The sequence below is a fragment of the Streptomyces sp. Je 1-369 genome (assembly GCF_026810505.1).
Lineage (GTDB): Bacteria > Actinomycetota > Actinomycetes > Streptomycetales > Streptomycetaceae > Streptomyces.
In genome coordinates this window covers 4253866-4277019 of sequence record NZ_CP101750.1, presented here as the reverse complement: position 1 = coordinate 4277019, position 23154 = coordinate 4253866, and the positions used below count along the sequence as shown (strand labels likewise).

Genomic DNA, 23154 nt, shown 5'->3' with positions numbered 1-23154 from the left:
GCGAGATCACGTCGTCGTCGCAGAGCCCCCATCACCGTCCGCCACCACCTCCACCCCCTCCGACGCCTCCGCTTCCGCTTCCGCCGCCTCCGCTTCCGCCGCCTCCGCCGACGCACCCGCTGCCGCCGCCTCCGCCTCCGACGCGCCCGCCTCCGCCTCCGCCTCCGCCGCGCCCGCCTCCGCCGCCCCCTCCGCCGCGCCCGCCTCCGCCACCTCCGACGCGCCCGCCCCCGCCCCCGCCTCCGCCGCCGGAATGCGCAGCACCCGCCGCACCCGCTCCTCCTGCGCGAACACCTGACCGAGGGCGATGCCGACCGCGACGACCGTGAAGAAGACGATCAGCCAGGACAGCAGCGTGAAGACCGAGCCGAGCGGCCCGTACCGCTCCACACTGCGCTGCAACGCCCCCGGCAGCCACACGGCGGCGACCTGGGAGTACACGACCACGCCCGAGCCGACGAGCAGCGCCCCCGGCAGCAGGGGCCGCCACGGCACGCGCCCCGCGAGCAGCAGGTGCTGCGTCCACCACCACATCAGGACCGCGCCGACGGCCTGCAACGGAATCCCCAGCACGGGACCCGCGCCGAACCCGTCGTGCAGCAGCCCCTGGAAGAACAGCGCGGTCAGCCAGACGAAGAGCCACAGGGCCCAGCGCCACAGCAGGATCCGCACGCCGGACGGCGACAGATGCCAGCAGCGTTCGCAGAGCCGTTGCAGGGCCCTGGAGAAGGCCGTGGCGGACAGCAGCGCGACCAGTACGCTCGCCGCGCCCCAGCTGTTCACTGCCTGCGGCTCGCCCGCGTACACCTGGTCGAGCATGGACGCCTCGGTCCCGCCCGAACCGAACAGGGACCGCAGCGACCTGCGGAGCTCGCGCCGCCAGCCGGGCGGGCAGAACGAGGCGACCGCGATGAGCATCGGCAGCGCGGCGAGGAACGCCTGGGCCGCGAGCCGCGTCGCGAGATCCAGGATGTTCACGCCCGCGAGCTGCCGGACGACACGAACCGCCAGCGGCCGGGCGCGCGTGGCGGTCAGCATGACGGTGCCCCCTCGCAGCAGTGACGGCGGTCCGGTGCTCCGGGACCACTGTCGCGCGGGTTCGCCGTACGCGGGTTCGCCCCGCAAGGGTGATACGCCCCGGGGCGGCGCCCCCCGAAGCTGGTGGCCACCGGACCGAACGGAAGGGCTGGCTGCCGTGGACGACTACCCGATGTTCGACGTCTTCCTCACCATGCTCATCTTCTTCTTGTGGGTGATCTGGTTCTCCATCGTGATCCACATCGTGGTGGACATCTTCCGCAACGACGGCCTCAGCGGCATGCGCAAGGCCCTGTGGCTGCTGCTCGTGTTCGTCCTGCCCCTGGTCGGCGTACTGTGCTACGTCATCTCCCAGGGCTCCGGGATGGGCAACCGCAACGTGGCCACCCGCATGTCCGCCTTCAACAACGACCCCATGGGTTCGTCGGCGGTCGCCGGCGCGGGGGAGCTGGAGCGGCTGGCGGCACTGCACCGTTCGGGCGCGCTGACGGAGGCGGAGTACGCGAGGGCGAAGCACCACGCGCTGCCGATGTAGCCGTCACCGGCTCCGGAACGCGGCGACAGCGGCCTCGACCGTGGGGAAGATGTGTCGCTCGTCGATGGTCCGCGTCAGCTCGTACCGCACGATCTTGCGCCGTACCGGGTCCTTCAGCTCCGCGAAGACGAGATGTACTCCGCGGGAGTTGAGGGACTCGTCGAGCGCCTCGAGGACATCGGCGGCGGTGGTGTCCACATCGGTCATGGGCTCAGCGGCGATCACGATCCACTCGGGCGCCGGCTCCGACCGCGAGAGCCGCGTCACCTCGTCGCGGAAGGTCTTGGCGTTGGCGAAGATCAGCGGGGCGTCGAAGCGGTAGATGACGAGCCCAGGAAGCTGCTCGGCGGCGGGATAAGAGCGGATGTCGTGATACCCGGGCAGCCCCTCCACCCACCCGAGGACGGTCTCGTAAGGCCACCAGGTCCGCCGGAAGACATTCAGCACGGACAGCCCCACAGCCACGGCGATCCCCTCGAGCACCCCCACCAGGGCGACCCCGAGAAAAGCGGCGAGACACAGCAGGAACTCGATCCTGCGCTGCCGCCACAGCCGCACGGTGCCGGGGACGTCGGCCAGGGAGAGCGAAGCGGTGATGACGACGGCGGCGAGCGCGGGCTGCGGCAGATGCCGGAAAAGCCCGGGCGCGAGCACGAGCATGAGCACGATGAGCCCCGCGCCGACCACGCCGGTCAACTGCGTACGCGCCCCGGCGCGCTCGGCCACAGCCGTGCGCGACCCGCTCGTACTGACGGGAAACCCCTGAAAGAGCCCGGCGGCGAGATTGGCCGCGCCCACGCCCGCCATCTCCTGATTCCCGCGCACTTCCTGCCCGGTACGGGAGGCGAAGGCGGAGGCATTGGAGATGGTGTCGGCAAGAGAGACAACGGCGATACCCAGAGCCCCGGCCAAGAGGGGCCCGAAATCATCGAGCCCGACGTCAGGAACGGTCAACGGCGGAAACCCCTCGGGCAACACCCCGACGAGCGCGACCCCACGTTCCTGGAGGTCGAACGTGATGACGGCACCGATCGCCAGCACCACCATGACGAGAACGGCAGGCACCCGGGGCAGCCACCGCTGAAGCGCGAGAATCAATACGATCCCCCCACACCCCACGGCAACGGCGGCCCCAACACCTTCCCCATCCGCAACCCCCTCCACCACGGCCACACACTCGTCGACCAACCCCTCGGCATCCACCTTGAACCCGAGCAACTTGGGTAACTGGCCGACGAGGATGGTCACGGCGAGGCCGTTCATATAGCCGATCATCGTGGGCTTGGAGATCAGCTCGGCGACGTAACCGAGACGGGCGGTGGACGCCAGGATCATGATGCCCGCGACCATGAGCGACAACATCGAGGCCAGGGCGACGGCACGGTCGGGATCGCCGTCGGCGGCGACGAGCGGCAGCACCGTCGCCGCGATCATCGGCCCGAGCGAGGAGTCGGGCCCGAGGACGAGGATGCGCGAGGGCCCGCACACGGCATAGCCGAGCAGACACAGGATCGACGTGTAGAGCCCGGTGATGGCGGGCAGCCCGGCGAGTTCGGCGTACGCCATGCCCTGCGGCACGAGCAGCGTCGTCAGCACGACCCCCGCGACGATGTCCTTGGACAGCCACTCCCGCCGGTACGCACGGACCGCCCGCACCCCGGGCACGGCACACAACACCGCCCCGAGCCGCCCCCCACCACCCCACCGCCCGCTACCCCCCATAAAGCCCCTCCCCACCCCCATGAAGCCCTTGCCGCCTCCGCGACCCCGCCCAGGTTGGACGAGACAGCGAGCAGAAGGAATCACCCCACAGGGGTGGTCGCCCCCAACAAACAACGACCCCCCGACAACACGTTCGGGCCACCGCACACCCAAGCGAACTCGGCTACCCACGCCCCGACTTGCAGCGCAAACTTTGTCAAGACGGCAGGTTGGACATCACGTTGACGGGGGCATATCACAAAAGAAAACCCTTACCCCCAACGCACGTCGCACTCCGCACCCGCACTCCGCGTGTCGCACCCCGCACTCCGCGTGTCGCACCCCCGCACCCCGCACTCCGCACCCTGCACGTCGTCACCCAGGACCTCGGTGGCTCCTCGTCCCACCCGCCCATCCGGCCCCCTGGAGGTGGGCCGCTCGCAGTGAGGATGCCGCCATGATTCACGGCGTTCCGCTCCCCGACGGGCATCTGCGCGTCCACCGGGCCCCCGGCCATACCGTCATGGAGTTCCACGGCGAGATCGACATCGCGTCGGCCCTGACGATCCTGCCGATCCTGGACGCGGCCACCACGCCACAGGAAACCCTGCTCGTCATCGACCTCACACCGACCACGTTCTTCGACTGCTCCGGCCTGGCCCTGCTCTGCCGCGCCCGCACCCGCCTGGAGGAACGCGACGGCGACCTACTCCTGGTCTGCCCCCACCCATTCATCCTGCGCATGCTCCGAATCCTCCACCTCACCACCCGCCTCCGCCCGGCCCCCACTGTGGAGGACGCACTGCGCGGACGGTTACGGGACGCGGGCTGAACCGGATGCCGGGCCTTCTGCCGACGGGGGATACGAGATTCGACCTGGCACGGAATCGGGCATCGGACGGTTGGTGAACGATGCTGGACGCTGGACGCTGGACGCGGGTGAATGAGACCAGAATCGAGACCGGAGCGCCGGGTCAGACCTTCTTGACGACGATCGCGTCCGGGACCAGCTTCTCCAGGTCGTCTACGTCCGAGGTGAAGACGGTGACCTGCCCCTCCTGCTGGCGTGCGATGACGGCGAGTACCGCGTCGATCGCGTACTTGTGCCCATGCAGCTCGGCATCCGCCAGCAGGTGGCGGGCTCGGCGCGCCTCGTCCTTTCCGATGTCGGCGACCTTGAGCCGGGAGAGCACCCAGTCCCAACGCTGTCCGGTGGTCCTGCCGTCGTAGGCCCCGACCAGCGTCATGGGGGACGTCACCACCTCGGCTTCGCCCCGGGCCGCGAGGTCGAGCCACGCGATCATCCTCCGGTCGCCGCGCACGGCCAGGGACAGGGCTTCGCAGTCGAGTACGAAGACGCGCAGTGGTCGCCGCCCGCGCTCACCGGCCCGTTTCTTCACGCGGCCTCTCCGGCGCCATGTGTTCCGGTGGCGCGGCGGCGCTCGTGTTCGGCGTCGAGCTCCGCCAGTTCCTCGAACGTCGTGGTGCGTTCCTCCTCGGTGAGGGGACGGTGTTCCTCCTGCAGCCAGTCGGACAGTTCCCGCAGCCGGTCCCGGTCGCGCTTGAAGCGCAGTGCTTCGGCAACGTATGCCGATAGGCCCCGCTCCGCCGCTTCCGCACGGATCTCGTCCAGGAGATCCTCGGGGATCGTCACCGTGACCTTCTTGGTCGTCGCCACACAAGTAACCATCGGTCAGGGGGGCGTGGCAGGGCGTGGGCTGCCGTGGAAGACCTGGCTGGTGTGCCAGGAGCGGTGGGTGGCGGCGATGGGGCGGACGCCCGGCTGGGGACCGATGACCGGACGGCCGGCGAGCATGATGACGTGCTCGCGGGCAGCGGTGCTGCGCCCGACGAAGCCCTGTGAGACCAGGATGCGATGGCCCTCGCCGTGGCCCTCACCGAGACCGAGCACACCCTTGTCGAAGAGCTTGTGGTGCAGCGAGCACAGGCACAGCCCGTTGTCGACGTCGTCCGGTCCGTCAAACGCCCACCAGCGCACATGGGCGGCCTCAAGGCCGACCGGCACTGCGCCGATCCTGCCGTCGTACCCGCAGAAGGCGCACTGGTACTCGTACGCGGTCAGGACCATCTCCCGCATCCGCCGGTCCCGCTGTCTGCGCGCGGCCGTGAGCTGTCCGGTTTCGGCCTCCTCCAGCTCCAGACCGACGGCTTCGCACAGCTCGCCGTGGAGGGAGGGCGGGAAGTTCAGGTCGAGCAGCACCCGTGTCATCCGGCCGAGCAGGGACGGCTCCCGCCGCAGTGCCGCCCGCAGTTGCGGCGTCAGCCGCCCCGCGGCGCCGGACGCCCGCAGTTCCTTGACCCCGGTCCCGGGGCTCCCCGGCCCGCGCTCGGTGCGCACCTCCCACACCCCGTCACGCACCAGGTGATGGAATGGATAGGCGGGCGTCGTCCGGTTCCCGGGCCCGTACTCGTCGAGCAGCCGCCGCAGATCCTGCTCCACCGCGCTGTACCGCAGCTCGCCGTCAGCGTCTTGTTGAAACCGGCTGAGCGCGTACAGAAACAGGAGCGGCTTGTGCGGTGCGCGCGTCCCGCTCCTCGTCCACTGCCTCAACTGCGTTGTGCGCTCGACCCAGTCCACGATCGGCGATCGTAGTGGAGGCTCGCCGCAGCATCGGGCCGGGCTGCCCGGGCATGACGCCGTGGCTGGAGGAGAGGGGGAAGGCCCGTTCGTCGTCCCGCAGATGGCACCAGGCACACAGGTGGGGCGGGTCGAGATCGAGCTCGCTGAGGGTGCGTATGGTCCGGTTGCCCGAGGCGGCGACGCCGGGTGCGGAAGACGGTCTGTGACGCCGAGAACCCCGGCCGCTCAGCGGACCGGGGTTCTCGTTTCGCCTGTTCAGGCGGGTGCGGAGGATACGAGATTCGAACTCGTGAGGGGTTGCCCCCAACACGCTTTCCAAATGTTCGTCTGGGGGTTCGGGGGCGTGCGGAGACGTCCTGACCTGGTACGGAGCTAGGCGTCGGACGGTCGATGAACGGCGCCGGACGGGGGTGAACGAGACCAAGACTCAGACCACGCAGTCGGGCGCGACCACGCCTTTTCCCGGATGCTCGACAACAGAGTGGGGGGAGAAGGCTCCCACTGGGGGTGGGCCCAGGGCGGAGGAGCAGATCGGCCGCCTCGGCGTCAATTCAGATGAAGAGAAGCCGATCCGTGACAGCGAGGTGCGGGAGGGCCTGAATTTCCATCTTTCCGGCACACTCGCCCATGTGGAACTCAATCAGGATGCGTGCGGTGCGTGAATCCGAGTGCACTGTCATCTGGGTGGCGCCCTCGTGGAAGATGTCGAGGACCTCTTCCCCGCGCCTGTTCTTCCAACGGGCCCTGACCGATCTGGAAAGAGCGTCGTAGGACAGCATGATGCGCTCGTCTCCCTCGCCCTGGAGCGTGAGCAGGCGGGCGTTGCTGTCCTCCTCGCTCTCGGGCCATTCACCGATCGCTTCGAGGACTTCGTGATCGCCTGGGACGATGAACTCTCGATACATGCCTTCTCCGGCTTCGTATGGCTAGTGATTGTAGGGCGGCCATTTGTCGGAGTTCTTGACGATGCTCACGCCGGGCCCACTGCCACGGAAGATGACCGTGGACAGCCTACGTGTGCCGTCTGGCAGCAATTGCCAGGTGCTCTCGACACCGAGTGCGCCGCGTGGGCCATGGACGATGGAGTTCGTCACGCCGAATTCACCGCTCCCGCCGTCCCACTCCTTGGAGAAGGTCCTCTCGAACGGTTGCTTGGACGCGCCGGTCAGGTGTTCGGTCACGTACTGCCGCATCCCCGCGGTGTCGTTGATGCCGATCCGCCCCAACTGCTGTTCGTTCTGCGCCGCCCTGGGCGAGTTGTGTGAGTCCGGCTTGATGTTCTTGTTGAAGAGGTAGTCCAGTTTCCGGGGGTCGACCTCTGTGCCCCCTTCGCCCGGCTTGCACGCTGCGAGTCCCAGAGGGTCGGCCCATGTGTGCGGGTTGCGTACGTAGGCGACAGGGTTCGGTGCGGGAGCCAGGCCCAGCGGGTCCGGTGTGAGGTACCGGGCGGTTTCGGGATCGTAGTGACGGAAGTAGTTGTAGTGGAGGCCGGTTTCCGGGTCGTGGTACTGGCCGGGGAATCGGAGCGGGGTATGAGCGGTGGCGGCGCGGTTCCAGGTGGTGGCGCCCCAGAGCGTGGTGCGGGCTTGCCAGGCGATCTCTCCGTGCTCGTCGACGAGTTCGGTGGGCGTGCCGACGAGGTCGGTCACCATGGCGTAGAAGCGCTGGTCGACCTCGGAATCGTCGAGGTACTTGTGTTCGGCCTGAGTTAGGGGACGCAGGCCGTCGTGGGTCCAGGTGAGAGTGACGGTTTCGGAGCAGTCGAGCGAATGGCTGGACTGCTCGGCGAGTGTGGTGCCGTCCCAGGCGAAGTCGGTCTGGTCAGCGACGGTGTGGCCATCGGACGCGAGGCGTTGTTTGGCGATACGCCGGCCAACCGGATCGTAGCGGTAGCGCCAGATCGTGCCGTCAGGAGTGACGACCTGGGTGAGACGGTCCTCGGCGTCCCAGGTGTAGCGCCAGTTGTCCGGCTTGCGGGACAGACGGGGCTTCTGGCGCAGGGTGACGCGTCCGGCATCGTCATGTTCGTAGCGGACCTGACCGGCCCTCGTGATGCGGGTACCGGAGTATGAGCGGGTGCCGATGGCTTCCTGACCGGAGTGAGCGGAAGGCCAGGCAGCTTGGGTCTGGTTACCGGCGTCGTCGTAGGCGTAGGTCTCGGACCACTGGTCGGCGCGGACTGCGGTGACCCTACCCGCGGCATCCAGATCGAAGTGACGGAGACCGTTGAGGTGGTCCTTGACGGAGACGAGGTTTCCGTCGGCGCGGTAGTTGTAGTCCCGCCGCTGGATCACTCCGTGTGGAACCGGCCCCGTCATCGTCTGGCTCGTAAGGCGGCCGAGGGGGTCGAAGGAGCTGGTCAGGCTGAGGGTCTCACCTATGCGGCGGGACACCTCACGGCCTGTCCGGTCGTGGTCGAAGGTCAGGGTGCGGCCGGAGGTGGTCAGCTGGGTTCGGTGCCCGGCTGCGTCGTAGGCGTAGGTGGTGGTCGCACCGGTTGGTGTGGTGCGGCCAGTGCGGCGCCCCAGCAGGTCGTAGGAGTAGGTCGTGGTGCGGTCGTCGACTGTTTCGGAGAGCAGGTGTCCGGCAGCGTCGTGCAGCAGACTCAGAACGGTGTCGCCGTTTACGGCCCGGGTCAGACGGCCCGCGTCATCGTAGGCATACGTGGTGACGCAGCCTTCGACGTCCTTGGTCACGGTGCGGCCGAGGACATCGCGTTCGAAGTGGATCTGCTGCCCGGCGGCGGTGGTACGGGCGACGAGCTGACCACCAGCGTCGTGGACGTAGGTGAGGGTTCGGCCGTCGAAGTCCGTCTCGGAGACCAGGCGGCCAGCCGGGTCGAAGGTGTAGGTCCACGTCGACCCGTGCGAGTTGGTGACACCGGTGAGGCGCAACTCTGCGTCGTGCGTGAACTCGTATCGGACGCCGTCAGGTCCGGTACGTGCGGCGAGCTGGTCGAAGTGTGTGTACTCGAAGCGGCTGACCGCCCCCATCGGGTCGGTGTGACGGATGCAGTTGCCCTCACCGTCGTACTCCCAGGACTCGCTTGACCCGTCCGCGTGTGCGCGACGGGCGAGCTTGCCCTCCACCGTCCATTCCAGGCGGGTCACATGCTCCAGCGGGTCGGTGATGCTGACGGGGTTGCCGAAGCCGTCGCGCTTGTACGAGGTGACGGCGCCGAGCGGATCGGTGACCTTGACGGGCAACCCCGCCGCATCGCAGCGAACCTGGATGGTGTGGTCCAACGCGTCGGTGACCGCGACGAGGTGGCCCGCTCTGTTGTAGCGGTAACGCGTCGTGGCCCCGGCGGGATCAGTGACGACGATCCGGTTGCCCCGCTCGTCGTACTCCTGCTGCCACACACTGCCGTCTGGCTCGGTGATCGTTATGGGGAGGCCGAGTTCGTTGTACTCCGCCCGGGCTTCCCGGCCGTCCGGCCGCATCGTGGACGCCACCCGGCCGTGTTCATCGTGGATGTAGCGCGTCGTGCGGCCGAGTGGGTCCGTGACCGCGATGAGGCGGTGGTCGGCATCCCATTCCTGGCGGGTGACATGTCCGAGTGGGTCGGTTTGCTGGACGAGGCGGTATGCCTCGTTGTGCTCGTAGCGGGTCGTGCTGCCGAGGCCGTTGGTGACGAGCGTCGTGCGTGTCTCGTCGTCGTAGGAGAGGGTGCCGGACAGGAAACCGTCGCTGCCCTCGGTGCGGACGACCCGGCCGAGGTCGTCGTAGGCGTACTGGTAGACGGTCCCGTTGCGGTCGGTCCACGAGGTGATACGCCCCACCTTGTCGTAGGTGAACCTCAGCGGCAGTCCCGACGAATTGGTGACCTCGGAGAGGTGCCCGGCGTCGTTGTAGCCGTAAGAGGCGAGGAGCGTCCCGTTCGTGCCCGGCTGACCCGGGGCGACGAGCCGGAGGGCCGAGATGCGGGGCAGCCTGGGGTGGCGGTCGATGGCGATGCGGTAGCCGCCGGAATGGGTCACCTCGGTAGGGGCGCCGTCGTCGCCGTAATGGATGGCGATCCGCTGGCCGTTGCGGTCCAGGATGGCCTGCAGGGGCAGGTCGACCGCGTCACTGCTGTCGGTGGGCCGCGGGCTGTGGAAGATGTATGCGTACCCAGTGTCCGGATCGGTGATGCGCAGGGCCCCGGCTGTCTCGGTATCCCAGGTCAGGGGAAGACGTGGACCCGCCTCAGGGTGGACCGGGGCTTCGGAGCCGGGCGCGGGGAGCGGGTAGCTCAGCCGGGCACCGTCGGGCGCGGCGTAGGTGACCCCGTCCTCGTCGACCTGGAGGCGCTGGTCGAGGGTCGATGCCCAGGTGGGGCCGAACCAGCCGCCCCAGCGGTACGACGAGAGGTGCGTGCGCTCCAGCACGAGGGAGAGAGTGCCGGGCAACTGCACGTCGATCTGGGGCAGCAGCATGTCGCCGGTGGCGACGTCGATCGGGTCCAGGTCGCACTTCTTGAGGACTGCCTTGATGGAGGCGGGCAGCTTCTCCCACTCCGAGGGGCGCAGCTTGAGCCGGGACAGGCCGGAGCCGTCGAGCCCCATCCTCTGTCCGAGCTTGGCGAGTTCGCTGGGCTTGAGCTTGCCCAAGCCCTTGCCGAGGAGCTTGCCCAGACCTCCCGCACCGACCCCGAAGGCGGCCCCCAGTGCCAGGGTCTCCGCCAGTTTGCCCGGGTCCTTGAAGGTCCCCGGATCCTGCAGGGCAGCGTCGAAGGCGGCGAACTTCATGCCCTCGCCCGCGAGTTTGCCGGCCTTGGCGATGGTCTTGATCTCGCCGAGGGCCTTCAGCGCTCGCTCCAGGCCGCGGATCGCCTCCATGACGGTGCGGATGACCCGGGCCATGCGGCTGCCGGACTTCTCGATCCGGGCGATCAGCGCCACGACCTTCGCGGCACGTGCACCGGCCGCAAGGTTCCCGGCGATCATGGACAGGCCGCCGGTCAGCACCGACAGGGCCAGGCCCGCGATCTCGAACTCCGCGATTTCGGCGAGGATCACGCCGATCTCGGTCAGCAGGTCGTGGGCCTCGTCGGCGAAGCCGTCCAGTGCCTTGGCGCCCGTGCGCAGGGAGTCGGCCATGTCGGTGGCCTGTGTGCGGGCGGTCTTGGCCCGCTTGTGGAGGGCCTTGGCGGCCTTGCCCTTCCACTCCAAGCCCGTGAGTGCCGTCTCGGCGTCGCGGGCGGCGGCATCGAGGCCCTTGGCCAGGGCCCGCCACTGCTTGGCTATCTCGCGGATGCCGTCCGGGTCGACGGCGGGGTCGGTGATGCCCAGGAACTCCAGCCCGCTGGCCAGGGTGTTGCCGAAGGCGTGGTTGGCCTTGTTGATCCAGTGCAGCGGGTTGAGGTCCCCGGCGTCAATTTCGAACTCGGCGTCGCCGGGGATGATGTCGAAGCCCATGTACGGCTCAGCCCTTCTTGGCGCGAGCCGCAGCCGTCAGCAGGACGTCCAGCAGGTCGAAGGCGTCGGAGACGTCGTCCATGAACTTCGCCTCGGCCTCCCACTCCTTGTGCAGGTCCTTGGTGAGCTTGGCGATGGTGTCCATGCCGTCTTGGATGTCGTCCTTGGCGCTCATCAGTGCGCCCAGCACACCGAAGGCGGACAGGTCGTGTGACGCGGCCTTGAAGTCGTGCAGCGGCTTGCGGGTGTGGTCCTCTGCCTTGCCCAGCGCCGAGGCTGCCTTGTGCAGGGATTCCGCGTCTTTCCTCAGGTCCGACATGCGTGTCTGCCCTCGTGGTTGAGATGTCTGTGCGTGTTGCTCGCCGACCGGCTGGCAGTCTCGGTCAGCGGTTGATGGACTGGATCTCTTGGACGTCCATGTCCTGTGTGGTTTCGAAGGAGCCGTTGGGCAGATCGCCCCCTGTTTTCCCCGCGCCTTGCCAGGTGACCTCCCACGTCACAGAAGCTTTCAGCTGGTAAGGCTCGCCGGCGGTGGCGCGCTGGTACTCGACGCCACAAGGGGGTGTCTCGTCGGAGTCGCCCTTGGTGTAGGGCGTCCCGACGCTGTTGTCGTCGTTGATGGCGCACTCGCCGGAGGCGGGATACGTCTCAGCGTCTTCCGCGCCGGGATTCAGATGGAGCCCGACGGGCTTGGCGATGGTCTCTGCCCACAGGCCGGTGCCCGGCAGGTCGGCGCGGACCTTGACCTCCTTGAACTTGGCTTTGTCCAGCCACACCCACGTGGGCAGGTTCACTGTGGACCGGTTCTCCGGCTTCACCTCGACCTCGGTGTCCGGCACTTTGGTCCGCTGGTAGGCAAGGTCAGCAAGCGTCTGGGTGTCGATGGCGTCGGGAACGCCCGGGTCCTTGCCGGTGTCGACCCAGAAGGGCTTGCGGTCGCAGGCTCCTGCGGCTGGGTCGTCCTCCATGTCCTTGTTCTTGACGCCTACCCACCACATACCCTTGTCGCTCTTGGCGGTGTTGAAGTTCTTGTAGGGCTTACCGCCCTTGTAGTGCGCCTTGTCGCCCGCGATGCCTTTAGGGTCTCCGCCGACCGACGCGTACATGGACCACTTGGCTTCCGTGAAGGTCTTGAAGCCCTTCGCCTTCCAGTACGGCTCGTACCAGCAAGCAGGCGCCTTCCAGTCCGTCGAGGTGGGCGTGAGTGTGCCGGAGTGGCCGCCCCGCGACGATCCGCCTTCCGACTTGAAGACAACCTTGGAGAAGAGGTCCTGCCCAGAAGACCCCCCCGGACGTCTCCGGGGCCTGGGTCCCGACGGCACCGTGGCCCCCGGCCAAAGCCTCATGCGTCCCCGCGATGCACATCACGGCTGCGAGGGCTACTGCCGTCCCCTTACGCTTCACCGCTGGCACCGCTGCGCTCCCCTGTCCTCGCTGAGATCCCGCGTCTGCCAGACACCGTCCTTGTTCTTCGTCATCGCGGTGTTGTAGTAGACGTAACTGTCTGGCGAGGTCTTGACCTTCGTGACCTTGTTCGTCTTACGGTCCTTGGCGTTCGACCGGCTTTCGTCCGCGCAGTACGTCACTGCCGCCGAGGTCTGACTGAAGATCGTCACCTGGCGGTCGAAGTAGCGTGTGGTGCCCGTCCAGCTGATGTTCTTGTCGACGGCACGCTTGGTGTACTCGGTGAGCCCCGTGAGTGCGCGATCCGTCGTGTAGTAGGCGATGGCGGAGTGCTTCAAATCGCCCGATGCGAGAGCTGCGTCCACTGCGTTGATGCGCCGCTCGTTGTCCGCGAGGATCGCGTCCTTGACGGCGTCCCCGGTTTCCCGCCCCTCGAAGGCGTTCTTCATGTCGGCTGGGAGCTTGATCTCCGGCCGGTCAATTCCGTCCGCCGTCGCGGACGGCGAAGGTGACGCAGACTTCTTTGTGCCGGTGTCCGCCCCGGCGATCTTGCCGTTGTCCTCGTCAGCGCCCGAGCCACCACAGGCGGACAGCACCAGGGCCGTACATGCTGTGAGCGTGGACGTCGCAAGCCGGATCGAGCGATTCACAGGGATCTCCGGGAAGTAGGAACTGAACCAATCAAACCAACGCTATCTGTGACCACGTGGTGACAGTCAGGCGGGCCGAATGATGGCCAGAGCCCCAAGAGGGGTCAGACGATACGGGTATGCGACGTACACGGATTGCTGCAGGAAGTGGGTCAGATGGGGGGTAAATGCCGCAAATGCCGCGCAGGAAGAAGAAGCCGTCCGAGGAGACGCTGCGTTGCCGCAGGCCATGTTGCTTTGTCCGTCGGCAGAGAGCAGCCGGAGCCTGTCCGTGGAAGTCCGCGGCTGTCCGTCCTGTACGGCTGAGACCGAAACTTAGACCACGCAACGACGAAGGCCCCGGCCGCTGAGCGGTCGGGGCCTTCGTCTGCCCTTGCGGGCGGGTGCGGAGGATACGAGATTCGAACTCGTGAGGGGTTGCCCCCAACACGCTTTCCAAGCGTGCGCCCTAGGCCACTAGGCGAATCCTCCGCCGCAAACAATACAAGACGTTGGGGAGTGCTCGCGAACACGATCCACTCGGGGGACTCCCGGGATGGTGCCGAGGGGGTGCCGGGGGCGGAACCGTTCCGGTCGGCGTCGCTTCCGGTCCCCGGGATCCGCTAGTGTGGGGGCCAGCCCCTCACGTGGCGCTATCTGACTGAACTCCCCCAGGGCCGGAAGGCAGCAAGGGTAGGTCGGCTCTGGCGGGTGCGTGGGGGGCGTTTTGCGTTTGGGGCGGTCCTGGTTGTCGGTGGTCGCCTATAACCTCGTATGCGTGTCGTCTCTCGCCTTGTACCGCCGCTATCGCCCGGAGTCGTTCGCCGAGGTCATCGGGCAGGAGCATGTGACCGACCCGCTGCAGCAGGCGCTGCGGAACAACCGGGTTAACCATGCCTACCTGTTCAGTGGCCCGCGCGGCTGCGGCAAGACGACGAGCGCGCGCATTCTGGCCCGCTGTCTCAACTGTGAGCAAGGTCCCACCCCCACGCCCTGCGGCGAGTGCCAGTCCTGCCGCGACCTGGCGAGGAACGGGCCGGGCTCGATCGACGTCATCGAGATCGACGCCGCGTCGCACGGAGGCGTCGACGACGCCCGTGACCTGCGCGAGAAGGCCTTCTTCGGTCCCGCGTCGAGCCGGTACAAGATCTACATCATCGACGAGGCCCACATGGTCACCTCGGCGGGCTTCAACGCCCTCCTGAAGGTGGTCGAGGAGCCTCCGGAGCACCTCAAGTTCATCTTCGCGACGACCGAGCCCGAGAAGGTCATCGGCACGATCCGGTCGCGCACCCACCACTACCCGTTCCGGCTCGTGCCCCCCGGTACCCTCCGCGACTACCTCGCCGAGGTCTGCGGTCACGAGGACATGGCCGTCGAGGACGGGGTGTATCCGCTGGTCGTGCGCGCCGGTGCCGGATCCGTGCGTGACTCCATGTCCGTCATGGACCAGCTCCTCGCCGGCGCCCGCGAGGACGGTGTGACGTATGCCATGGCGACGTCCCTCCTCGGGTACACGGACGGCTCGCTGCTCGACTCCGTCATCGAGGCCTTCGCCTCCGGGGACGGCGCCGCGGCCTTCGAGGTCGTGGACCGCGTCATCGAGGGCGGCAACGACCCGCGCCGCTTCGTCGCCGACCTCCTGGAGCGGCTCCGGGACCTCGTGATCCTCGCCGCCGTGCCCGACGCCGCCGAGAAGGGGCTCATCGACGCCCCCGCCGACGTCGTCGAGCGCATGCAGGCGCAGGCCGGCGTCTTCGGCGGCGCCGAGCTCAGCCGCGCGGCCGACCTCGTGAACGAGGGCCTCACGGAGATGCGCGGCGCCACGTCCCCGCGCCTCCAGCTGGAGCTCATCTGCGCCCGCGTGCTGCTCCCCGCGGCCTACGACGACGAGCGCTCCGTCATGGCCCGTCTGGAGCGCCTGGAGCGCGGCGGGAACTTCGTGCCGGGTGGGCAGGGGCCCGGCCCCGCGATGGGGTACGTTCCCGGGCCCGAGGCCCACGCGGGTGGCCCGCAGGGGGGCGTATCCATGCCGCCGGGGGGTGGTCCCGCGCACGTCCCGCATGTTCCGCATGTTTCGCAGGGGCCGTCGGTGCCGTCGGTGCCTCCTGTGCCTCCGGGGGGCGGGCCTGCGGCAGCGCGGGCGGCGGTGCGGGGGGTTGGCGGGGCGCCTGAGACGGGGCCGAACCCGGCTGCGTCTCCTGCCCCCACTCCGGCTCCTGCCCCTGCCCCTGCCCCTGCCCCTGCCCCTGCCCCTGCTCCTGCTCCGGCTGCGCAGGCGAGCGCGAGTGCTCCGTCGCCCGCCGCGGGCCCGGCCGCTTCCGTTGCCCCCGCCGCCGAACCCGCGGGCGAGCGTCGGCCCGGTGGCTGGCCCACGGCCTCGGCTCCCGCCCAGACGTCGTCCGCGCCGCGCCCGGGTGGCTGGCCGACAGCGGCGTCCGCGGGCAGCGGCGCGTCCTCCGCACCGCCCGCCTCCGCCCCGGCCGCCCCGCAGGCCCCCGCCCAGGCCCCGGCGGCCCCGATGGCGGCGGCCCCCGCGGGCGGGCCTGACCCGCGCTCCCTGTGGCCGAACATCCTGGAGGCGGTGAAGAACCGTCGCCGTTTCACGTGGATCCTGCTCAGCCAGAACGCCCAGGTGGCCGGGTTCGACGGGACGACCCTGCAGATCGGCTTCGTCAACGCGGGCGCGCGGGACAACTTCGCGAGCAGCGGCAGCGAGGACGTGCTGCGACAGGCGCTGTCCGAGCAGTTCGGCGTGCAGTGGAAGGTCGAGGCGATCGTCGACCCGTCCGGCGGCTCGGCGCCTCCGCCCGCGGCCGGTAACTTCGGCGGCGGCGCGCCGCAGGCCCCGCGTCCCGCCGCGCCCCCGCAGCAGCACTCCCCGCCCCCGGCGGCCCCGGCCCCGTACTCACCGCCCACGCCGGCCCCGGAGCCCACCCCGGCCCCCGCTCCGGCCCCCGCCCCGCCCCGGGAACACATCTCCCCCGAGGACGACATCCCCGAGGACGACGACCCGGACCTGGTCGAGTCGGCGCTGTCCGGCCACGACCTGATCGTGCGCGAGCTGGGCGCGACGGTGGTCGACGAGTACCCGAACGAATAGCCGCCCCCGCCGCGGTCTCCCCCCCATGCGTTCCGCCCGTTCACCGCGCACCACCCAGTGAGAGCAGGGGCGGACACGGCGGACCGCACACCTCCACCCGTCCGGGTTCCTGCCTCGCGGGGCGGTGCGTGGTGCCACCGAACGCGCCGGGAGTTGGAGGAACGTACAGGAGGGGGAAGCGTGTCCAGTGGGCGGCCCGTACAAACGGGCGGAGTCGCGCGGGCTACCCTGACCCCGTGAAGGTCCTCGTCATCGGCAGTGGTGCCCGCGAACACGCCCTGTGCCGCTCTCTGTCCCTCGACCCCGACGTCTCCGCGCTGCACTGCGCCCCCGGCAACGCCGGCATCGCAGACGTGGCCGAGCTGCACCCCGTCGACGCCCTCGACGGCGCCGCCGTGGCGGGCCTCGCCCGGCAGCTGGGTGCGGGGCTCGTCATCGTGGGGCCGGAAGCCCCCCTCGTCGCCGGTGTCGCCGACGCCGTGCGCGACGCGGGCATCCCCTGCTTCGGCCCGTCCAAGGAAGCCGCCCAGCTGGAGGGCTCCAAGGCGTTCGCCAAGGACGTCATGGCGGGCGCGAGCGTGCCGACCGCCCGGTCGTACGTATGTACGACCCCCGCCGAGATCGACGAGGCGCTCGACGCGTTCGGAGCGCCGTACGTCGTCAAGGACGACGGGCTCGCCGCCGGCAAGGGAGTCGTCGTCACGGCCGACGTCGACGTGGCCCGCGCCCATGCCCTCGCCTGCGACCGCGTAGTCATCGAGGAGTTCCTCGACGGCCCCGAGGTCTCCCTCTTCGCGGTCACCGACGGCGAGACGGTCGTCCCGCTCCAGCCCGCCCAGGACTTCAAGCGCGCGCTCGACGGCGACGAAGGACCGAACACGGGCGGCATGGGCGCGTACTCGCCCCTCCCGTGGGCCGACCCGAAGCTCGTCGACGAGGTCATGCAGAGCGTGCTCCAGCCGACCGTGGACGAGCTGCGTCGCCGTGGCACCCCGTTCGCGGGGCTGCTGTACGCGGGGCTTGCGATCACGAGCCGCGGCGTGCGCGTCATCGAGTTCAACGCCCGGTTCGGCGACCCCGAGACCCAGGTCGTCCTCGCCCGCCTCCGCACCCCGCTCGCCGGGCTCCTGATGGCCGCGGCGACCGGCAACCTCGCCGACCTGCCCCCGCTGCGCTGGAGCGACGACGCCGCGGTGACCGTGGTCGTCGCCTCGTACAACTACCCGGGTACGCCGCGCACGGGCGACCCGATCGACGGCCTGGACGACGTCGCCGCGCAGGATGCCCCGGATGCGTACGTCCTGCACGCCGGAACGAAGCGGGACGGTGACGCCGTCGTCAGCGCGGGCGGCCGCGTGCTGTCCGTGACGGCGACCGGCGCGGGACTCGACGAGGCACGCGAACGTGCGTACGCCGCGCTGTCCCGTATCCGCCTCGACGGGTCCCAACACCGCACCGACATCGCGGCGAAGGCCGCCACCGAGGAGTGACGCACGCGGCTTCCGCGTGAACTTTCGGCCACCCCCGAGCCCCGAGGGCCCCGGATCTGACACTGGATCCGGGGCCCTTTCGGCATCCAGCTTTAGCCAAAGCCATTCCATCGGGTGACCGGTGGCCCATCCGGATGACGACGACCGGCGCCCCAACTAGGGTGCGGCGAAAGCGTTCAAGGCGCCCAGGACCAAACAGACCACCGGCATTGCGATGTCGGTGGCGGGTGCCACAGTGGGGGAGTGAGCAAGACCAACGCCGTTGATGTGCGCCGCCGACTCCCGTCGGTGGCCGAACAGTAGGCAGCAGGGGGTGCTATCGGTCGTGCCAGGTACGGGTGTGGAGGTGGGCGCGCAGGCCGCGCGCTCCCGGGCTCTGGCCGTGCTGCGTCTGCGCAGCAGGGCGCTGGCCGTCGCCCTGCTGCCCGCGGCCGTCGCCGTCGTGCTGTTCGCGGCGGGGGCCACGGGGCATGCCAGTGGCGGGAGTTGGTACGTCGCGAGCTGGACGGTGACGGTCGTCGCGCTGCTCGTCCTGCTCGCCGCGGTCGCGGTCGGCCTGGTCGTCGCGCGGGCGCGGCCCGCCCTGAGTCCTACCGTGCCGATCGCCGAGGAGTCGGCCCCCGACCTGTACCGGCTGGTGCGGGACCTCGCCGACCGCCTCGACGTGCCGGCCCCCTCGGCGATAGCGCTCACCCCGGACTGCGACAGCTGGCTGGAGGACCGTACGCATCCGGCGCACGGGGCGCGGAGGCGGCGGGGCCGGGACCGGGACCGGGGGCGGGGGCCGGAAGCCCGTGACGTGTCCGGCGTCGGCGGCGTTGGCCCCTCCGCGCCCGGGGAGGCCACCGGCCCCGGAGGAGACGGCGAAGGCGGGGCCGCCGGGCCCGTCGCCCCTGTCCTCGTCATCGGCTCCCCGTTCCTGTGGTGGATGCGCGTCGGCGAGCTCCGCGCGGTGCTCGCGCCCGTCGTGGCGGGTACGGGGCCTTCGGCGCATCCCGACATAGCCGCCGCCCGGCGCTTCGTGCGCGGGCTCGACGCGGCGGTCGCGGTGGCCGCCGCCCCGGGACGCGGGCTCCTGGCCCGTGTGGCGCTCGGCGGTATCGGGCGGGTCGCGCGGCTCCTGCTGCGCCACTGCCGGGTCCATGCCGCCGAGATGGAGCGGGGTGTCGCCGCGGCGGCCGCGGAGCGTGCCCAGACGGTGGACTACGGCGTGCGGATCGTCGCCCAGGAGCAGGTCGGCCTCGCGTACGCGGGGTGGGACCGCCTCCTCACGCGCGTCGCCCTGCCCGCCTGGCGCATGGGCCGCTGGCCCTCCCGGCTCGACGCGGGCGTCGTCTCCGCGCTGACGGAGCTGTCGCGCAGGGACCGGTTGGCGGAGGGCTTCGCCTCACGGCTCGGCGAGCGCCCCGCCTGCGACCTTCTGGAGGAGCCCGGGTCGGTTGACGAGGCGGCGTCGCTGCTCGCCGCGCGTCTCTTCCACGGTGGTCCCGCGGAGTCGGGGCCGGACTGGGCGCCGGTTGCCTGGCAGGAGTATCCCGACGAGGTCGTCGACCGGAAATGGCGCATGGACGCGGCGCGGCTGCACCGGGTCCTGGACGCGCTGGACGTCGACGGCTCCGCCGACCGAGCCACGTGCGCGCCCAAGGGCCCGACCCTCGACCGGGTCCTGTCCCACCTGACGACGCTCCCGCAGGGCCTCACGGAGAGTAGCGAGACGCGGGCCCCAGCGACTCCCGATCTCACCTCCGCCGACGCCACTGACGCCGCCAACGCCACCGACGCCCTGGACACCCCCGAGCGCGCCGCCTCCCTCTTCCCCGAGGTGGACGAGGGAGCCGATGAGGCCGACGAGGGCAGTCGTGGCGGCATGCTCGCCGCGGGGCTCACCGCCGAGATCGCCCGCGAGGAGGCCGCGGCGCCCCCGCGTCCCGCCCCCACGGGCCAGGGCCCCGACGAAGCGCTCTGGGACGACGGCGCGCTGCCGCTGTTCCCGTTGCAGCCGCCCCGCACCGGCCGTGAGCTGCTCGTCGACCACGTCACGGCGATGGTGTGCTGCGCGGCCATCGACACCGCGGGGGCCGCCCCCGGCCTCGACTGGCTCGACGGCCCCGTCCTGCTGGTGGGCGGTGAGCGCGCGGCGGATCTCGCGCCGCGTGTCCTGAGCCTGGTCGAGGGCGGCGACCCGTCCCCGCTGCGGGACTGGCTCACCCGCCTGGGAATCCGCCCCGAAAAACCGGTCCGCCTGGTCTGATCCCGCTGCCCGCTGCCCGCTGCCCGCTGCCCGCTGCCCGCTGCCCGCTGCCCGCTGCCCGCTGCCCGCAGCCGCAGCCCGCTGCCCGCTGCCCGCTGCCCGCTGCCCGCAGCCCGCACCCCTCTCCGAGCACCATCACGCCCCCATCCCCCCACCCCCGCCCCACCCGGAGCATCACGCTCCGTTCATATCAATTCGCGACGAACGGTAACGGGGCGCGTGCGTAATGTGATGTGCTGGGAGCGGCTGCCGGACCGTATGCACCACGGGCGGCGCAGGCTCGGGGGAGCGAGGGAGGGGCACAGATGAGGTCGGAGCCGAACCGTCGATGGGAATCGGGTGCGCTGGCGCACGCCGTATCGGACCCTTTCGGCCAGGGCCCCCTGCCCTGGCTGCGCGGCACCGAGCACTACTTCGACGACACCGGCCACGTCGTCCCCTGGTACATCGATCACGCCCCCGCCCCCGGCGCCGCCAACATCCCCGCGCCGCGCACCGGCGGCCCGCTCAACGCCGACGACGTGCACTGCCAGATCAAGGGGTTCACCTCGACCGGCGCCGCCGCCCCCGGTGAGGCCATCGACTTCCACGTCACCGTCGACCCGCCCCAGCAGTTCGGCGTCGACATCTACCGCATCGGGCACTACGGAGGGGACGGCGCCAGCAAGATCACTACGAGTCCCCGGCTCTCCGGCATCGTCCAGCCCGCCCCGCTCACCGCCGACCGCACGGTCTCCTGCCACCACTGGTGGCTCTCCTGGCGCCTGCAGATCCCGAGCTACTGGAGCGTCGGGGCGTACGTGGCGGTCCTGACCACCGCCGACGGATACCGCTCGCACGTCCCCTTCACCGTCCGCGACGACCACCCGGCCGACCTCCTGCTGCTCCTGCCGGACGTCACCTGGCAGGCGTACAACCTCTACCCCGAGGACGGCCGCACGGGCGCCAGCCTGTACCACGCGTGGGACGAACAGGGCGGGCTGCTCGGCGAGAGCGAGGCCGCCGTCACGGTCTCCTTCGACCGGCCGTACGCGGGCGCGGGCCTCCCCCTGCACGTGGGCCACGCCTACGACTTCATCCGCTGGGCGGAGCGGTACGGATACGACCTGGCGTACGCGGACGCCCGCGACCTGCACGCGGGACACATCGACCCCACCCGGTACCGGGGCCTGGTCTTCCCCGGCCACGACGAGTACTGGTCGCCGAGCATGCGCCGCACCACGGAGCAGGCCCGCGAGCACGGCACGTCACTGGTCTTCCTCTCCGCCAACACCATGTACTGGCAGGTGGAGTTGAGCCCCTCCGCGTCCGGCGTCGAGGACCGCCTCCTCACCTGCCGCAAGCGCCGCGGCCCGGGCAAACCGGCGCTCTGGCGCGAGCGGGACGGCGGCAAGGCGGCCGAGCAGCAGCTCCTCGGGATCCAGTACGCGGGCCGTGTCCCCGAGCCGCGGCCCCTCGTCGTCCGCAACTCCGACCACTGGCTGTGGGAGGCCACGGGGGCGCACGACGGCGACGAGATCGACGGCCTCGTCGCGGGCGAGGCCGACCGCTACTTCCCGCGGACGGCGCTCCCCGAGCACCAGGGCCGCATCCTGCTCGCCCACTCCCCGTACGAGGACACCGAGGGCGTCGTCCGCCACCAGGAGTCGTCGCTCTACCGCGCCCCGTCCGGCGCCCTCGTCTTCGCGTCCGGCACCTTCGCCTGGTCCCCGGCGCTGGACCGCCCCGGCCATGTGGACGCCCGTATCCAGCGCGCCACGGCCAACCTCCTGGACCGCATCTGCAAGCGTGACTGACCACCCCACTCGACCGCGCACTCGGCGCCACCTCGGCCGCGCACTCGACGCCCACTCGACCGACCATTCGCCCGCCCCACTCAACCCCTGGCCAAAACCACACCTCCCATACGGGAGAATCGACCTCACTTGGCCAGAACCACGGGAGGGAACCGTGTCCGGATTCGTAGAAAAGCCCGAGCCGCTCCAGGTGCCGGGCCTGGTCCACCTCCACACCGGCAAGGTGCGCGAGCTGTACCAGAACGAGGCGGGCGAGCTCGTCATGGTCGCCAGCGACCGCCTCTCCGCCTATGACTGGGTGCTGCCGTCGGAGATCCCCGACAAGGGCCGCGTCCTCACCCAGCTCTCCCTGTGGTGGTTCGACCAGCTCGCGGACCTCGTGCCGAACCACGTCATCTCCACGGAGCTGCCGAAGGGCGCGCCCGCCGACTGGGAGGGCCGCACGCTGGTCTGCAGGTCCCTGGAGATGGTCCCGGTCGAGTGTGTCGCCCGCGGCTATCTGACGGGCTCGGGCCTCCTTGAGTACAACGAGACGCGTACGGTCTGCGGCCTCGCCCTGCCCGAGGGCCTGGTCGACGGCTCCGAGCTGCCCGCGCCGATCTTCACGCCCGCCGCGAAGGCCGCCGTCGGCGAGCACGACGAGAACGTGTCGTACGAGGAGGTCGCCCGCCAGGTCGGTGCGGAGACCGCGGCGCAGCTGCGCCAGACGACCCTCGCGGTCTACGGCAGGGCGCTGGACATCGCGCGCGAGCGCGGCCTGATCCTCGCCGACACGAAGTTCGAGTTCGGCTTCGCCGGGGATGAGCTCATCCTCGCCGACGAGGTCCTGACCCCGGACTCCTCGCGTTTCTGGCCCGCGGACCAGTGGGAGCCGGGCCGCGCGCAGCCGTCGTACGACAAGCAGTTCGTACGGAACTGGCTGACCTCGCCGGCCTCGGGCTGGGACCGCAGGAGCGAGCAGCCGCCGCCCGCGCTGCCGCAGGACGTGGTGGACGCCACGCGCGCCAAGTACATCGAGGCGTTCGAGCGGCTCACCGGTACGCCCTGGTAGGCGGGGCGTACCGCAGCAGCTGAGCATGAAGAAGGCCCCGGTCCAGAGGACCGGGGCCTTTCACTGAGCGGACGACCAGGTTCGAACTGGCGACCTCAACCTTGGCAAGGTTGCGCTCTACCAACTGAGCTACGTCCGCGCTGCGCCGTAGCGCG

The 23154-nt window shown here is 70.2% G+C and carries 17 protein-coding genes, 2 tRNA genes and 1 other RNA gene; 8 read left to right on the top strand and 12 right to left on the bottom strand.

Features of this window, described 5'->3' with window-relative positions; all coding sequences use genetic code 11:
* Positions 1 to 6 precede the first annotated feature (6 nt).
* On the bottom strand, positions 7 to 1038 hold the full coding sequence (locus tag NOO62_RS19425) for a YhjD/YihY/BrkB family envelope integrity protein (RefSeq protein WP_268772156.1): 1032 nt from the start codon (positions 1036 to 1038) through the stop codon (positions 7 to 9).
* Between the two features lie 157 nt (positions 1039 to 1195).
* On the opposite strand from NOO62_RS19425, the gene NOO62_RS19420 reads away from it, so the two are divergent.
* Positions 1196 to 1573, top strand: coding sequence for an SHOCT domain-containing protein (locus tag NOO62_RS19420; protein WP_268772155.1), 378 nt, complete (start codon positions 1196 to 1198; stop codon positions 1571 to 1573).
* Positions 1574 to 1576: 3 nt separating this feature from the next.
* On the opposite strand, the gene NOO62_RS19415 is transcribed toward NOO62_RS19420, so the two are convergent.
* Entirely contained in the window at positions 1577 to 3295 is a 1719-nt protein-coding gene (locus tag NOO62_RS19415; protein ID WP_268775692.1) for a SulP family inorganic anion transporter, read from the bottom strand.
* A 436-nt stretch (positions 3296 to 3731) separates the two neighbouring features.
* Between NOO62_RS19415 and NOO62_RS19410 the strand changes: the two genes are divergently transcribed.
* Positions 3732 to 4106, top strand: a complete 375-nt coding sequence (locus NOO62_RS19410; protein ID WP_268772154.1) for an STAS domain-containing protein — start codon at positions 3732 to 3734, stop codon at positions 4104 to 4106.
* A 142-nt stretch (positions 4107 to 4248) separates the two neighbouring features.
* On the opposite strand, the gene NOO62_RS19405 is transcribed toward NOO62_RS19410, so the two are convergent.
* The 9 genes from NOO62_RS19405 to NOO62_RS19365 all read right to left on the bottom strand — a co-directional run bounded on the left by NOO62_RS19405 (position 4249) and on the right by NOO62_RS19365 (position 13800).
* A complete protein-coding gene (locus NOO62_RS19405; protein ID WP_268772153.1) occupies positions 4249 to 4674 on the bottom strand; it encodes a hypothetical protein in 426 nt (141 codons plus the stop codon).
* Positions 4671 to 4964, bottom strand: a complete 294-nt coding sequence (locus NOO62_RS19400) for a CopG family transcriptional regulator (protein ID WP_268772152.1) — start codon at positions 4962 to 4964, stop codon at positions 4671 to 4673. The genes NOO62_RS19405 and NOO62_RS19400 overlap by 4 nt, the downstream gene beginning before the upstream one ends.
* A 3-nt stretch (positions 4965 to 4967) precedes the next feature.
* Positions 4968 to 5873, bottom strand: a complete 906-nt coding sequence (locus NOO62_RS19395; RefSeq protein WP_268772151.1) for a phosphorothioated DNA-binding restriction endonuclease — start codon at positions 5871 to 5873, stop codon at positions 4968 to 4970.
* Between the two features lie 554 nt (positions 5874 to 6427).
* Positions 6428 to 6781, bottom strand: coding sequence for a hypothetical protein (locus NOO62_RS19390; protein WP_268772150.1), 354 nt, complete (start codon positions 6779 to 6781; stop codon positions 6428 to 6430).
* Between the two features lie 21 nt (positions 6782 to 6802).
* Complete coding sequence (locus NOO62_RS19385) at positions 6803 to 11275, bottom strand: RHS repeat-associated core domain-containing protein (protein WP_268772148.1); 4473 nt, start codon at positions 11273 to 11275, stop codon at positions 6803 to 6805.
* 7 nt (positions 11276 to 11282) lie between these two features.
* On the bottom strand, positions 11283 to 11594 hold the full coding sequence (locus NOO62_RS19380) for a hypothetical protein (protein ID WP_268772147.1): 312 nt from the start codon (positions 11592 to 11594) through the stop codon (positions 11283 to 11285).
* A gap of 64 nt (positions 11595 to 11658) precedes the next feature.
* Positions 11659 to 12381, bottom strand: a complete 723-nt coding sequence (locus NOO62_RS19375) for a hypothetical protein (protein ID WP_268772146.1) — start codon at positions 12379 to 12381, stop codon at positions 11659 to 11661.
* Between the two features lie 294 nt (positions 12382 to 12675).
* Entirely contained in the window at positions 12676 to 13329 is a 654-nt protein-coding gene (locus NOO62_RS19370; protein ID WP_268772145.1) for a hypothetical protein, read from the bottom strand.
* A gap of 386 nt (positions 13330 to 13715) precedes the next feature.
* A tRNA-Ser gene (locus tag NOO62_RS19365) sits at positions 13716 to 13800 on the bottom strand.
* Positions 13801 to 13943: 143 nt separating this feature from the next.
* On the opposite strand from NOO62_RS19365, the gene ffs reads away from it, so the two are divergent.
* From ffs to NOO62_RS19335, 6 genes are all read left to right on the top strand, one after another.
* An RNA gene (gene ffs, locus NOO62_RS19360) (signal recognition particle sRNA small type) lies at positions 13944 to 14038 on the top strand.
* Between the two features lie 48 nt (positions 14039 to 14086).
* Complete coding sequence (locus NOO62_RS19355) at positions 14087 to 16411, top strand: DNA polymerase III subunit gamma and tau (protein ID WP_268772144.1); 2325 nt, start codon at positions 14087 to 14089, stop codon at positions 16409 to 16411.
* Between the two features lie 236 nt (positions 16412 to 16647).
* Positions 16648 to 17901, top strand: coding sequence for a phosphoribosylamine--glycine ligase (purD, locus tag NOO62_RS19350; protein WP_268772143.1), 1254 nt, complete (start codon positions 16648 to 16650; stop codon positions 17899 to 17901).
* 325 nt (positions 17902 to 18226) lie between these two features.
* Entirely contained in the window at positions 18227 to 20152 is a 1926-nt protein-coding gene (locus NOO62_RS19345; RefSeq protein WP_268772142.1) for a hypothetical protein, read from the top strand.
* A gap of 305 nt (positions 20153 to 20457) precedes the next feature.
* Positions 20458 to 21948, top strand: a complete 1491-nt coding sequence (locus NOO62_RS19340; RefSeq protein WP_268772141.1) for a N,N-dimethylformamidase beta subunit family domain-containing protein — start codon at positions 20458 to 20460, stop codon at positions 21946 to 21948.
* 154 nt (positions 21949 to 22102) lie between these two features.
* Positions 22103 to 22999, top strand: coding sequence for a phosphoribosylaminoimidazolesuccinocarboxamide synthase (locus NOO62_RS19335; RefSeq protein WP_268772140.1), 897 nt, complete (start codon positions 22103 to 22105; stop codon positions 22997 to 22999).
* 66 nt (positions 23000 to 23065) lie between these two features.
* Here NOO62_RS19335 and NOO62_RS19330 read toward each other — a convergent pair.
* A tRNA-Gly gene (locus NOO62_RS19330) sits at positions 23066 to 23138 on the bottom strand.
* Between the last annotated feature and the right edge of the window lie 16 nt (positions 23139 to 23154).

Bases quoted from the DNA above. Each gene is read 5' to 3' on its own strand.
- NOO62_RS19425 (WP_268772156.1), bottom strand. From the start codon at position 1,038: ATGCTGACCGCCACGCGCGCCCGGCCGCTGGCGGTTCGTGTCGTCCGG.
- NOO62_RS19415 (WP_268775692.1), bottom strand. From the start codon at position 3,295: ATGGGGGGTAGCGGGCGGTGGGGTGGTGGGGGGCGGCTCGGGGCGGTG.
- NOO62_RS19410 (WP_268772154.1), top strand. From the start codon at position 3,732: ATGATTCACGGCGTTCCGCTCCCCGACGGGCATCTGCGCGTCCACCGG.
- NOO62_RS19400 (WP_268772152.1), bottom strand. From the start codon at position 4,964: ATGGTTACTTGTGTGGCGACGACCAAGAAGGTCACGGTGACGATCCCC.
- NOO62_RS19390 (WP_268772150.1), bottom strand. From the start codon at position 6,781: ATGTATCGAGAGTTCATCGTCCCAGGCGATCACGAAGTCCTCGAAGCG.
- NOO62_RS19385 (WP_268772148.1), bottom strand. From the start codon at position 11,275: ATGGGCTTCGACATCATCCCCGGCGACGCCGAGTTCGAAATTGACGCC.
- NOO62_RS19380 (WP_268772147.1), bottom strand. From the start codon at position 11,594: ATGTCGGACCTGAGGAAAGACGCGGAATCCCTGCACAAGGCAGCCTCG.
- NOO62_RS19375 (WP_268772146.1), bottom strand. From the start codon at position 12,381: ATGTACGCGTCGGTCGGCGGAGACCCTAAAGGCATCGCGGGCGACAAG.
- NOO62_RS19340 (WP_268772141.1), top strand. From the start codon at position 20,458: ATGAGGTCGGAGCCGAACCGTCGATGGGAATCGGGTGCGCTGGCGCAC.